The organism is Pseudomonas sp. P1.8, from assembly GCF_001269805.1.
Classification (GTDB): domain Bacteria; phylum Pseudomonadota; class Gammaproteobacteria; order Pseudomonadales; family Pseudomonadaceae; genus Aquipseudomonas.
Map to the genome: position 1 here is coordinate 312,344 of NZ_LHVM01000014.1, position 12,418 is coordinate 324,761.

The following is a 12,418-nucleotide window of genomic DNA, read 5'->3' on the forward strand; positions in this document are numbered from 1 at the left end:
GTTTGTCGGCGTCGTGGAAGGCTGCGATCTTTTCTCCCATCCTTCATGTCACCGCGCCAGGAATCCTGTTCATGAACCACCCGAGCTTCGTCAGCCCAGACCTGATCCGCCAACGCTTTTCCAGGGCGATGTCCGACATGTATCGCGAGGAAGTGCCGTTGTACGGCGCGTTGATGGAGTTGGTGGAGCAAACCAACCGCCACGTACTGGACAGCAATCCGCTGATTGCGCAACAACTGGTCAGCACCGGTGAAATCGAACGCCTGGACCTGGAGCGCCATGGTGCGATTCGCGTCGGTACGGCGCAGGAACTGGCGACCCTCGCCCGCCTGTTTGCGGTAATGGGCATGCAGCCGGTGGGTTATTACGACCTGTCGCCGGCCGGGGTGCCGGTGCATTCCACGGCATTTCGCGCCGTGCACGAAGCGGCGTTGCAGGTCAGTCCGTTCCGAGTGTTCACCTCGCTGCTGCGTCTGGAACTGATCGATGACGTTGAACTGCGGGCGTTCGCCCAGTCGGTGCTTGATCAACGCTCGATCTTCACCCCTGCCGCCCTGAGTCTCATTGAACGCAGCGAAACACTGGGGGGCCTGACCGAACAGGAGGCAGATGAATTCGTCGAGCAGGCACTGGAAACCTTCCGCTGGCACCACAGCGCTACCGTGACCGCTGAGCAGTACCAACAGCTTAGCGCCCAGCATCGTCTGATCGCCGATGTCGTGGCATTCAAGGGCCCGCACATCAATCACCTGACGCCACGCACTCTGGACATCGACATCGTGCAAGCGCAAATGCCGGCCCATGGCATTACCCCCAAGGCAGTAATCGAAGGCCCGCCGCGCCGCCAGTGCCCGATCCTGCTGCGCCAAACCAGTTTCAAGGCACTGGACGAGCCGATTGCCTTCACCGATCAGCACCAGACCCGGGGCAGCCATAGCGCCCGCTTTGGCGAAATCGAACAACGTGGCGCCGCCCTCACCCCCAAGGGCCGGGCGCTGTACGATCGCCTGCTGAATGCCGCAAGGGACGAGTTGAAGGACTTCCCCAGCGAAGCCAACGCCGCTCGTTACAACGCCCTCATGACGCAGCATTTCAGCGAATTCCCTGACACCTGGGAAGGCATGCGCCATCAGGGACTGGCGTACTTTCGCTATTTCGTGACGGAAAAAAACCTGGACTCGAACACACTGAAATCCTCGACCCTGGACGATCTGCTCAGCGGCGGTTATCTGCGCCTTGAACCGCTGGTGTATGAGGACTTCCTGCCGGTCAGCGCCGCGGGGATTTTTCAGTCAAACCTGGGGGATGCCGCGCAAACCCATTACGGCGTCCATTCCAATCAACATGCCTTTGAAACAGCCTTGGGGCGATCGACCCTTGATGAACTGGCGCTGTATGAAGAATGCCAACAGCGATCGATCGAACACTGTTTGGCAACACTGGGAAAGTGCCTTTAAATCGGGGAGTGGCCTGGCGCTTGACTTCAAAGCGGGGGCTGGGATGTTCAGGGTGAACATCTGATAGGTGATGCCTGAAGACAAAAGAAGTTACCCGTCGACCGATGTGTCAATACGGAAACAATCAGAAAACCAAAGGGTATATTTCGGCAGGATTCAAAAAAAGGCAACCCTGAGGTTGCCTTTTTGTTCTGCATTCAAGGGCTTGGCATATGAACCAAGAGTCCGCCCAGCGCAATGGCCTCGGCAATCCGTGCACTGGTAAAGAGCCGCGACACTGGGCGAACGAGAGGTATTTTAGTGCAAGTAGCGGAATAAGTCCGTGCTGCGAAGATGAAATTTCTCGACATTACATTTAATTACATTTAACTGCATATCGATTTAAATACCTCGCTGGATATGTCCCAAACTCACCTGTTCGTTCATTAATCCGGGTTGTTCTTGTACAAAACTTGCACAAGAACAACCAACACATATAGATCCGTTGTCCGGTTTTACTGTTTGGTGGTAACCGTAAGGATGTCGGTGTACGTCACAACAACCGTCTGGCCAACTTTCAGGTCCTTGAGTTTTGCTTGAATTTCCGGCTTCTTGACGTCGACGGTCTTGGAATTACCCTTCGGCCCCTCGAACGTCACCTGGTTCTTGGCCAAATCGATATGGGTGACTTTCAGCTGAACCTGTACCTGACGGTAAGCTTCGCCACCAGGGTGATCACTGCCCGGCGCGGCGCGGACTTCACCGGCGCGTTCCATGCTGCCCGGCGGGGCTTTGTCGACACTGGTATCGAGGTAGGCGGCGACGGCGCTGGTGACCTGAATGTCGACCGTATCGCCAGCCTTCAGCTTGTCGACGTTTTTCGCCTTGTCGGTGAGTGTTACAGGAAACTCTTTACCGTCCGGGCCCTTGAGCACCACATGATGGTTGGGAGCATCAACCGAAACGACTGTAGTGGTTACCTTTTCAGTCACCACAACCTCTGACAACGGAACGTCTACGGCAAAAGCGTTGAAACTGGCGGCGGACAGCAGAGTGGCGAGGGCAATGGCTTTGGTCAGTGCATGGCGTTTCATAGGCAGAACTTTCCCTGTGATAGATGACAACAGACGGCGTTGAACCCCAAGTTCAACGCCACGTGTGGGATGAGCATAGACGCAGTTCAGAGGTTGTTCGCGGTTTCTTGCGTGGTGAACTCACCACTGGGCGGGTTATTAGCGTTTTTCTTGAGCCAGGTCAGTTCGCAGGCCTGCATGCGCCCGTGTCGCGTTGTTTTTCTCACGCTTCGGGGTTGTCGACTTCACGGGCGACGTTCACGGCCGGTGAGTCCTTGTGGGATTGCTCGGCCTGGTCCCGTAGGGTCTGCCACTGTTCGAGGTCGATGACGCCCTGCCCCAACAACTCATCAGCCAACCGCTGCAACTGACTGTAGTGAGCATCGGGCGATTGTTGCCAGTAGGCCTGGTCGTCGAACAGACGTTGCCACGTGTCGAGGTCAGGGGGTTTGAGGTCGTCGCTCATGGGTGGCTCCAGTGTGGATGGTCATTCGGTAGAAACCCGACCGCCCTGTGGAGTTCCGGCGGATTTCAATACCCGGTCATCTCCAGATACCCCTGCCCCGCATGACTGCCGCTCAAGCGCACGGGGCCTTCCCAGTACGCAATGCGCAAATCCATCCAGGCCTGGGCGTTGAGCGCGATGATCACGATATCAAGGTGTTTGCCAGGGATCTTGATGGCCCAGCGCGTCGGCATTTTGCGACCGGCGACATCGGCGGTGTCCAGTGGAATGAGGCTGATATCACTCGCGTGCAGTAATTGTGTCTGGCCTTGAGCGTCGATCCAGGTCCCCGTGAGGTAAGGCTCCCCGTCCTTTTGACGCATGCGGTAGAGCATCACTTGCTCGCCGCTGTCCAGGTGCAGGGAAAACCAGTCCCAACCGCTCTGATTGGCGGTCAAAGGCTGGCTGCTCCATTCTCGGTCGAGCCAGGCCGGTCCGCTGACCTGAACGGGTTTGCCGTCGATCTCCAGTACACCGCTGGCCTGGAAAAACGGCTGGCTGTAGTAATACGAAGCCTGGCCTTGTTCAGATTTCTGGCTGAAACCCTTATCACCCTGAAGCACCAGCGGGCGCGTCGACGTCAGCTGCAATTGATAGCTGAACGCCTTGTCGCGTGCGCTGAGTTGCATGAGCGCCAGCGGGTTTTCAGCGGTCCCCTGACTGCTGAACTGCCAATCGTCGATCCATGCCTTGAACGGCGTAACGCTGACCCCCGCCTGGCCGACTCCGCCCCGGGCATACCGTTCGGTCGCATGGTGCACCGTCGCCGACGTGACGGCCGCGTGCCCCAGCCAGATCGTTTGATTGCCCCAGCCGGGCTGCTCGGGCGTGGACTGCAAGGCACTGCGAAACAACGTCCATTGCGCACCGAATTCGTTGCCCTGAGCGTCCTTGAGATTAGCGGTGACGTACCACCACTCGATTCGAAACCCGTCGTGAGGCCCATGATCCGCCGGAAAGCTGAACGCCCGGCCGGGTGCCACCGGCGTGAACGTTGCCGCCTGGTTGCCCAGGCCGGCGAAGCCCTTTTCATCCGGCGCGGATTGCTCGCAAGCACTCAACAACAGTGCAATGAGCAACACGCCGACCTTAATCTTCATGGGCAAACGTCCTCAACAGGTCCGCCGGTTGCGTGCGATACAAACTGTACAGCGGCCACGCCGAAGCCAGTAAGGTCGCCAGCATCGCCAACCCCAGCAGTTGCAACAACTGCAGTGGAAACACTCCAAGCGGCAGTTTCCAGCCAAAGGCCTGCACGTTGATGACCGTGTCCAGACACCACGCCAGCGCGATACCCAGCGGCAGCGCCAGCACCAGGGTCAACAACGCCAGCAACCAGGTTTGCCCAAGGTTGAGCAGCATCAGTTGACGACGCGTCACACCCAGCGCCCACAGCGGCGCCAACTGGCCGAGACGGCTCTGGCTTTGGGTCAGCAGGCTGATGAACAGGGCCACGCCGGCCACGCACAAGGTCAGGCTGTTAAGCGCGGCGGTGGCGGCGAAGGTGCGTTCGAAGACCTGCGTGGACCAGCCCTTGAGCCGCGCCTGATCGACAATGCGACTGTCCTCCAGGGCGAAACGCGCCTGAAGCGCCGTGACAAATCCGGGAATTGACGCCGGATCGATGCGCAGATTGAAACGGTTCGGCGCGAGCTGCGGCCAACCGCGCCGCAGATGACTGATGTTGACCAGGACATGGCCCTTGGGATTGCCGTAGTCGGCGTAGATGCCGACGATTTGCGGCGACCACGGGCCATTCGGTGTGGGCAAGGTCAGGCGATCGCCCAGGTGCACCTTCAGCCGCCGGGCCAATTGTTCGCTGAGCATCACGGCGTCGTCCCTGGCCAACTGATCCCAAGGCTGCTCGCCCAGCGCTTCCAGCAATGGCCAATGCTGGCGATAGGTCGGGTGATCAATGATGCCAAACACCTCGGTCGGCCAGCCTTGCAGCTGAATCGACACCTGCCAGTTGGGCAGCGTTGCCTCCAGTTGCGGTTGCTGATCCAGCCACGTTTGCAGCTCCCGCGCCTGCGCCGGGTTTTGTGGGTTGAGGTAAAGTTCGGCGCTCAGGCGTTGTTCGAGCCAGTTGCTGAACGTCTGGCGGAATCCTGCGGTCATGCTGCCGGCGCCAATGTTCGCCGCCAGGGCCAACAACAGTGCCATCAATGCCAGGCTCAGGGCTGGCAATTGTTGGCGGCAATCGGCAAGAAACCATTGGCCAAGAACCGAACGACTGCGTTGCAACGCGAGATTGAGCAGCATGCTCAACACCACCGGCAACGCCAACGCCGCGCCGATCAACAACGCGGCCATCAGTACGAAGCCGCTGACCAGGCTGTCGCCGAAAATCAACGCCAGCAGTGCGATCACCCCCGTCAACATCGCCACCCAACCCTGACGTCGCAACCAGTGCGCGTGAGCCTGATGCCAGGCTTGCGGGTCGGCCAGCGCCAGCAAGGGCAAGCGTGCTGCCCGCAACAGGCTGTTGGCCCCGGCGAGCATGGCGCCGAACAGGCTCAAGCCGATGCCGCTGAACCACCACCACGGGCTCAGACTCAACTGCCCCGCCACTTCGGCGCCATACAAACCGCGCAGGCTGGCGGCGACATCCGGCAGCAACACGCTGGCGAGGACGTAACCGCTGACAACCCCGGCCACACCCCCGAGCAAAGCCAGCCCCCCCAGCTCGACGGCAAGACAGGTCAACAACATCCGTGCACTGACCCCGCAGGCACGCAGGGTTCGCAACAACCCGCGGCGCTGCTCCAGCGCCAGGCCAATGGCGGCATGCACGATAAACAGACCGACCACAAATGACAGAACGCCCAAGGCATCGAGATTCAAATGAAAGCTTTCGGTCAGGCGCGCCAGGTTGTTTTCTTCGCCACGGGTCCGAAGTTGCAGTTGCCCCTTGAACTGATCGGGCAACGGCGCGGTGAAATCCTTCGGCAGCAGCAGGCGCGACAACTGATCCGGCAACCCCAGAATCTGCTGGGCAAAACCAATGTCCACCAGCAACAGACCGGGAGCCATGTCGGCTTGAACCTGCAATGGCGGCAGCGCCTGACCGTTCACCGCCAGTGGCTGGTCAGCCTCGTGCAGGCCCAAGGCTTGCAAGGTCTGCGGCGAAATCCAGGTCCTGCCCGGCGGGCTGAAAAATTCGACCACCTGCTCAATCGGCAACGCTTGCCCGGCCACCGCAGTCCCTGTCGGCAGCGACACGGGCTCGATGCCCATCATTTGCAAGCGCTGGTCTTCATGGCCCTTGAGCAGCACCCGCCCCTGCAGCACCGGCGACACCGGCCAACCGGCACGGCGCAGTTCGATAAACAGCTGCTGCGAAAACGTTCCGCCACCCGGTGCGCCGAGACTGGCCTGGGGTTCGCCACCGATCAATTGACTGGCCTTGGCGTAGCTTTCCCGTGCCTGGCTATTGAGCGCCTGCACCCCGGTCAGCAGACTGGTGGCCAGCCACAATCCGGTCAACACACTGAAAAACTGCACCGGATGCTGGCGCCAATGACTGAGCAACGCCCGCAGTGTTTGCGCAAAAATGCGCATGTCAGTGCCCGTCCACGTCGGCCAGACGACCACCGCGCAGCACCACTTTTTCCGCCAGCCGTGCGGCCACGCTGGGGCTGTGGGTGACCATCAGCAGGGTCGTCGGGCTGTCGTCGAGCAGCTCCAGCAACAGCTTCAATACCTCGCCACTGGTGGTTTCGTCGAGGCTGCCGGTGGGCTCATCGGCCAGCAGCAGTTGGGGTTTGGAGGCCAGCGCCCGGCCCAGCGCAACCCGTTGCTGCTGGCCACCGGAGAGTTGTTCGGGATAGCGCTCCAGCAAATCACCCAACCCCAGACGCTGCACCAGATGCGCCTGCCAGCGCGGATCATGGCGACCGGCAAGGCGCGCCTGAAAAGCCAGGTTGTCGGCGACACGCAAGCTGCCAATCAGGTTGAACTGCTGAAACACCAGACCGATTTCGGTACGCCGCCAGTTGGCCAGCTGCCCTTCCGTCATCCGCTCCAGCCGATGTTCACCACTGCGGATGCTGCCGCGGTCGACTTTGTCCAGCCCGGCGATCAGGTGCAGCAAGGTGCTCTTGCCGCTGCCGGACTCGCCCATCAGCGCCAGGCTGCTGCCGGGTTTGAGCGTCAAGTCGACACCTTGCAGCACCGGCAAGGGTCCTTGCGGTGTGGCGTAGCTTTTGAAAACACCGTGGACTTCGAGCATGGGTAAACCCGTTCGATACGCGTGGGCCAAGGATAGCGGCCTTGAATGATTTTTGTCCGGTGCTGATGATCGCCCTGACCGAGGGCCGCCCTACCCTCGAGGCTGGTCTAACCATAACGATAACAATCGGAGACGCCATGCCTCGTTTCACTTTGAGCCCTCGTGGCCTGTTGGCCTGCCTGATCACTGCCTGCCTGACGCAATCGGCGGGCGCCGCCGATGCGCCGGTCGCAGCCAGCGCACTCACCGCTGCCAACAACGCCGCGGTGCTGCAACAACTGCCTTTCACTGATCGCACCGATTTCGAGTCAGTCAGCAAGGGCTTGATCGCGCCGTTCAAAGGCCAGGTCAAGACGGCCCAAGGCAAAGTTATCTGGGATATTCAGGCCTACGACTTCCTCGCCAAGGATCAGGCACCGGACTCGGTCAACCCCAGCCTGTGGCGCCTGGCTCAGCTGAGCGCGCATGCCGGCTTGTTCGAAGTCAGCCCGCGTCTGTATCAGGTGCGCGGCCTCGATCTGGCGAACATGACCATCATCGAAGGTGACGACGGTCTGATCATCATCGACCCGCTGACCATGGCCGAAACCGCCAAGGCAGCACTGGATCTGTACTACCAGAACCGCCCGCACAAACCGGTGGTGGCGGTGATCTACAGCCATACCCACGTCGACCATTTCGGCGGTGTACGCGGGGTGATCGACGAGGCGGACGTCAAGGCCGGCAAGGTCAAGGTCTACGCCCCCGCCGGGTTCATGGAACATGTGATGAGCGAGAACGTGTTCGCCGGCAACGCCATGAGCCGCCGCGCACAGTTCCAGTTCGGCAGCCTGCTGCCCCGTGGTGAAAACGGCCAGGTCGATGCAGGACTGGGCAAGAGTTCGCCAAGTGGCGGTACCGTTACCCTGATCCCGCCCACTGACCTGATCGAAAAAGAACTGGAGAGTCGTACCATCGCCGGTCTGGAAGTCGAATTCCAGCTGACACCGGGCACCGAAGCCCCGGCGGAAATGAACCTGTACCTGCCGCAATTGCGCGCCTTGTGCATGGCCGAAAACGCCACGCAAATGATGCACAACATCCTCACCCCACGTGGCGCGCAAGTGCGCGATGCCAAGGCCTGGGCGCAATACCTGGACAGCAGCCTGGCGCGTTACGGCAACCGCTCCGACGTGCTGTTTGCCCAGCACAACTGGCCGACCTGGGGCGGTGAACGCATTCGCACCTTCCTCGCCGATCAGCGCGACATGTACGCCTTCCTCAACGACCGCACCTTGCACCTGCTGAACCAGGGCCTGACGCCGCTGGAAATCGCCGACGCGATCAAGAAGCTGCCGGGCACTCTCGACCAGAAGTGGTACACCCGTGGCTACTACGGCTCGCTGAGTTTCAACACCCGCGCGGTGTATCAGCGCTACATGGGTTTCTACGACGGCAACCCGGCCAACCTCAATCCGCTGCCGCCGGTGGAAACGGCGAAGCGCTCGGTCGAGGCCATGGGTGGTGAAGCGGCGGTGCTGGAGAAAATGCGCACGGCGATGGCCAAGGGTGAATACCGCTGGGCTGCGCAACTGGGCAATCAATTGCTGTTTGCCAACCCTGAAAACGCCGATGCGCGCAAAGCCCAGGCCCAGACACTGGAGCAAATGGGCTATCAAAGCGAGAACGCCACCTGGCGCAACATGTACCTGACCGGCGCCATGGAACTGCGCAACGGCGTACCGCCCAATACCGGCACCTCAGTGTCGGTGGACATGGTGCGGGCCATGAGCCCGGAGATGTTCTTCGACTTCCTGGCGATTCGCCTCGACAGTGAAAAAGCCGTGGGTCATGACCTGACCTTGAACTGGACCTTCGAGGATCAGAACAAGGACTTCAACCTGACCCTGCGCAATGGCGTACTCACCCATCGTACCGGGCTCAATCCCCAGGCGGAAGCCGGTGTCACCATGAGCAAGGCCACCCTGGAACAGATCAGCCTCAAGCAACTGGACATCCCGACGGCCATCCAGAAAGGCCTGATCAAATTGCAGGGCAATGGCCAGAAGCTCGGCGAGTTGATGAGCAGCCTCGATACCTTTGCGCCGCAGTTCAATATCGTGACCCCGTAAGTCAAAGCAAAAGATCGCAGCCTGCGGCAGCTCCTACGAAGAGCCCGCGTGGCTGCGGTATTCCCTGTAGGAGCCGGCTTGCCGGCGAAAGCGGTCTCAAGCATTGCGCCAGTCACACGGCCCTCTTCGCTGGCAAGCCAGCTCCTACGAAGAGCCCGTGGCTGCATGACTCCATGTAGAAGCCGATTTGCGCAGTGAGGTGCAAGACGGTATCTACGGTGGCCGCCGCAGCGGCGATCTTTTTTTCAGACTTGCTCAACCACCGGCATCCGCCAGCGCTGTTCAATCACTTCCTGCTTCGGCCCGTACAACCGCAAAATCACGGTAAACGCGCCCTGCGCCGGGGTCGGCAGCCAGTTGCTCGACGATGATGGCGCCGAAGGTTGCAGGTTCAGCGTCAACCCACCGTCTGCGTCCCTCTGCAAGTGATCGCGGCTGCTCAGGCAATAACGATCAATCGTATTGGCTACCAGTTGCCGGTCCGGCAAGTCGTACAGCGTCAGCGACCAGAATTCGCTGGCCGGTGGCAGTTGCCCCGGTGCGAAGCGAAGTCGATAGCGACGCCCACCTTGCAGTGGTTGCCCTTGATCATCCTGGCGGCTACCGGTGTAGAACGCCTCCTCCACACTGTTGCCGTAGATGCCGAGATTCGCGGCGACAGCACGGTTGAGGTAACTGCCATGCAACGCTTCACGGGTGCCAAACAGGCCAAGGGTACTGCGTGTCTGGCTGATCGCCGTTTGCAATTGCGCTTGCCCGTCCTGGATGCCGGCGATCAATGCCTGACGCACATCGGTCGGCAGTGTCGCCGCATCGAACGCCTGGCCGGGCACGATGCCGATCCGCGCGAAACGTGCACGCAAGCCCTGTTCAGAGGGATGCGTCGGGCACAGGCTGAGGATCAGGTTCAGCGCTGAAATAAAGCCCGGCCCCAATCCAGTCTTGCTGTCCCACGGTTGCCAGGCAATCACCGGCGCGGCAACCGGTGGCGCACTGCCGGTGTATTCATGCAGCGAGCGCAATCGGTACTGCTGCTGTAACGCACGCACGGCGGGCAGGTCATCGGCATTTTTCAGGCCGGTACGCCCCAGTACCATGACGATTTCGGTTTCGCTGCGCAGTACCGCCTTGATCGCTGCTGGCGTCTGGCCTTGCCAGTGCGGCCCGACGATCAGGTAATCCCCCGCTTCGCGACCGGTGCTGAGCACGCCGACATACGCGAAGTTGTGGGCGTATTGGTCGACCAGTTGGTGCACGTAATAGCGGTCTGCATCGACCGCTGGCACGCTCAACACTTGCGGCTCGCTGCGCAGGTCCAGCCAGGCCCAGGAGTACGGCGTGTCGTTGTTCGGGGTGACGATGTCGCGGTTGCTCGGGGTGAACAACTCGCTGTAATGACGAAAGCGATTGAAACCGCCGACGTACTCCGGCGCGGTCGGGTTGAGCGCCTGTTTTTCCAGGGTCTGGTAGTGCATGAGCATCGGATAGGCGTAAACCCATGCCTGCTGCGCGATTGCCCGCAGGTCATCGGAACCGGCGGCCAGTAACCAGCGCGGCAACATCAGGCTACCGCCTAGTACACCCATACAGCCCAACACCTGGCGGCGACTGACGATTGAATTCATGGTTCGACCCTCGCAATCGTCGGCAAGCGATAACGGCCATCCAGCGCCCCGTCTTTCGGCAAGTACAAGCGCAGTAACAGGTTGAATGGGCCTTGAGGCGTTGGCAGCCAGTTGCCCTGCGGCGCAGTCTTCGGCGCATCGGGTTGCAGGATCAGGGTCAGGCCGCCGTCGGCGTCGTACTGCAAGCCCGGGCTGCGATCCCCCAGGGCGTAACGCTGGATCGGGTTGGCCGCGAGCAATTGGGTCTTGCCGTCGTACAGGGTCAGCGACCAGAACGCGTTCACCGGCGGTAATTGCCCGGCCGGGAAATGCAGGCGGTACGCATGCTGGCCATCGAGCAGTTGACCTTGGGCATCACGCAGCGCCATCGGGTACAGCGCTTCCACCGGATCGTTGGCGTAGATGTAGCGCCAGGCGACGGCAGCGCGGGTCAAGTCGTCGTCACCGAACTTGCCGACATTGGTTGGTGAACGCAGCCAGCCCTGCTGCTCCACCGATATCTGGCTGGACGCTTGGCGCACTTGCTCTCGTCCCGCTTCGGCGCCTTGGGCAATGGCTTCGCTCAAGTCCGCAGGCGGTTGGAACGGGACGCCGGGCTTCACACCAATCACGGCGAAACGGTCGAGCTTCTTCTGTTCGCTGGCGGTCCATTGGTGCAACGGTGCCAATGCGTTGAACGTATCGAACAGCGCCTGGGCAGGACCGTGCTTGGTGTCCTGATAGGCGGGCAGTTGCAGCGGTGCCAACGGTTCAGGCGCCACGCGACCGCTCACTTTGGACAGGGGTTGCAACGCATAACTGCTCAACACCTGCGCGGCGTCTTTCTGATCGGCTTCACCCTTGACTTCGGTGCGCCCCAGCAGAAACACCAGACGACTCGGCGAGCGAATCACGCCGCTCAAACCTGACGGCACCTCACCCTGCCAGTCCGGCCCGGCGATGAGGAAACGCCCGGCCTGATGACCGGTGGCGCGAGTGCCGATGTAATCGAGGTTGTCGGTGCGCAAGTCGACCAGTTGAAAGCTGTAGTAACGGCCTTGCACGGCGGGTACATCCAACACCATCGGCTCGCTGCGCAGGTCAAGTAACGCCCGGGAGTAGAACGTGTCGTTGTTCGGCGATACGACTTTGTTGTCTTGCGGGCCGAGCAATCGCGGTTCGCTGTAGAGCCGATTGAACGGCAGTTTGGCGGCGATCGCCGTGAGCACTTTGTCGTGCTCGGCGGTGGCGTAGGCGAACACATAGGCCTCTTGGGCCAGCGCTTTCGCCTGGGGTTGGTCGAGGGTTCCCGCGTGAACGGTGCCCAGGCTTGCGCCCAGGGCCAGAGCGGATATCCAGTGGCGCATGGTTGATCTCCTTCCTCATAAGCATCAGCACACACCCTTCCCTGTAGGAGCCCGGCTTGCCGGCGATGGCGATCTTACGGACGCCATCGCC

General features: G+C 60.8%; 9 protein-coding genes. 2 read left to right on the plus strand and 7 right to left on the minus strand.

All coding sequences use genetic code 11. The features are described 5' to 3' along the window. Positions 1-71: 71 nt before the first annotated feature. Complete coding sequence (locus tag AD668_RS15875; protein ID WP_053160389.1) at positions 72-1,457, plus strand: VOC family protein; 1,386 nt, start codon at positions 72-74, stop codon at positions 1,455-1,457. A 494-nt stretch (positions 1,458-1,951) separates the two neighbouring features. Here AD668_RS15875 and AD668_RS15880 read toward each other — a convergent pair whose 3' ends face one another. From AD668_RS15880 to AD668_RS15900, 5 genes are all read right to left on the minus strand, one after another. Beyond that, positions 1,952-2,530, minus strand: coding sequence for a hypothetical protein (locus AD668_RS15880; RefSeq protein ID WP_053160391.1), 579 nt, complete (start codon positions 2,528-2,530; stop codon positions 1,952-1,954). A 202-nt stretch (positions 2,531-2,732) separates the two neighbouring features. Next, positions 2,733-2,975: a hypothetical protein gene (locus AD668_RS15885; RefSeq protein ID WP_053160393.1), complete on the minus strand. Its 243-nt coding sequence runs from the start codon at positions 2,973-2,975 to the stop codon at positions 2,733-2,735. Between the two features lie 65 nt (positions 2,976-3,040). Beyond that, positions 3,041-4,114 (minus strand): lipocalin-like domain-containing protein, encoded by a 1,074-nt coding sequence (locus tag AD668_RS15890; protein ID WP_053160395.1) that lies wholly within the window; start codon positions 4,112-4,114, stop codon positions 3,041-3,043. Beyond that, on the minus strand, positions 4,104-6,575 hold the full coding sequence (locus tag AD668_RS15895) for an FtsX-like permease family protein (RefSeq protein ID WP_053160397.1): 2,472 nt from the start codon (positions 6,573-6,575) through the stop codon (positions 4,104-4,106). The genes AD668_RS15890 and AD668_RS15895 overlap by 11 nt, the downstream gene beginning before the upstream one ends. 1 nt (position 6,576) lies before the next feature. After that, positions 6,577-7,245, minus strand: coding sequence for an ABC transporter ATP-binding protein (locus AD668_RS15900; protein WP_053160398.1), 669 nt, complete (start codon positions 7,243-7,245; stop codon positions 6,577-6,579). A 137-nt stretch (positions 7,246-7,382) separates the two neighbouring features. Here AD668_RS15900 and AD668_RS15905 point away from each other — a divergent pair, with 137 nt between their 5' ends. After that, on the plus strand, positions 7,383-9,356 hold the full coding sequence (locus tag AD668_RS15905; RefSeq protein WP_053160400.1) for an alkyl/aryl-sulfatase: 1,974 nt from the start codon (positions 7,383-7,385) through the stop codon (positions 9,354-9,356). 245 nt (positions 9,357-9,601) lie between these two features. On the opposite strand, the gene AD668_RS15910 is transcribed toward AD668_RS15905, so the two are convergent. Next, the gene (locus AD668_RS15910) at positions 9,602-10,981 is read right to left on the minus strand and encodes a DUF1254 domain-containing protein (RefSeq protein WP_053160403.1); all 1,380 of its coding nucleotides are present in this window, start codon (positions 10,979-10,981) and stop codon (positions 9,602-9,604) included. Then, positions 10,978-12,327: a DUF1254 domain-containing protein gene (locus tag AD668_RS15915; RefSeq protein WP_053160405.1), complete on the minus strand. Its 1,350-nt coding sequence runs from the start codon at positions 12,325-12,327 to the stop codon at positions 10,978-10,980. The genes AD668_RS15910 and AD668_RS15915 overlap by 4 nt, the downstream gene beginning before the upstream one ends. Between the last annotated feature and the right edge of the window lie 91 nt (positions 12,328-12,418).

Excerpts from the sequence above, each read along its gene's own strand:
- AD668_RS15900 (WP_053160398.1), bottom strand. The coding sequence starts at position 7,245 with ATGCTCGAAGTCCACGGTGTTTTCAAAAGCTACGCCACACCGCAAGGA.
- AD668_RS15885 (WP_053160393.1), bottom strand. The coding sequence starts at position 2,975 with ATGAGCGACGACCTCAAACCCCCTGACCTCGACACGTGGCAACGTCTG.
- AD668_RS15915 (WP_053160405.1), bottom strand. The coding sequence starts at position 12,327 with ATGCGCCACTGGATATCCGCTCTGGCCCTGGGCGCAAGCCTGGGCACC.
- AD668_RS15880 (WP_053160391.1), bottom strand. The coding sequence starts at position 2,530 with ATGAAACGCCATGCACTGACCAAAGCCATTGCCCTCGCCACTCTGCTG.
- AD668_RS15890 (WP_053160395.1), bottom strand. The coding sequence starts at position 4,114 with ATGAAGATTAAGGTCGGCGTGTTGCTCATTGCACTGTTGTTGAGTGCT.
- AD668_RS15905 (WP_053160400.1), top strand. The coding sequence starts at position 7,383 with ATGCCTCGTTTCACTTTGAGCCCTCGTGGCCTGTTGGCCTGCCTGATC.
- AD668_RS15910 (WP_053160403.1), bottom strand. The coding sequence starts at position 10,981 with ATGAATTCAATCGTCAGTCGCCGCCAGGTGTTGGGCTGTATGGGTGTA.
- AD668_RS15875 (WP_053160389.1), top strand. The coding sequence starts at position 72 with ATGAACCACCCGAGCTTCGTCAGCCCAGACCTGATCCGCCAACGCTTT.
- AD668_RS15895 (WP_053160397.1), bottom strand. The coding sequence starts at position 6,575 with ATGCGCATTTTTGCGCAAACACTGCGGGCGTTGCTCAGTCATTGGCGC.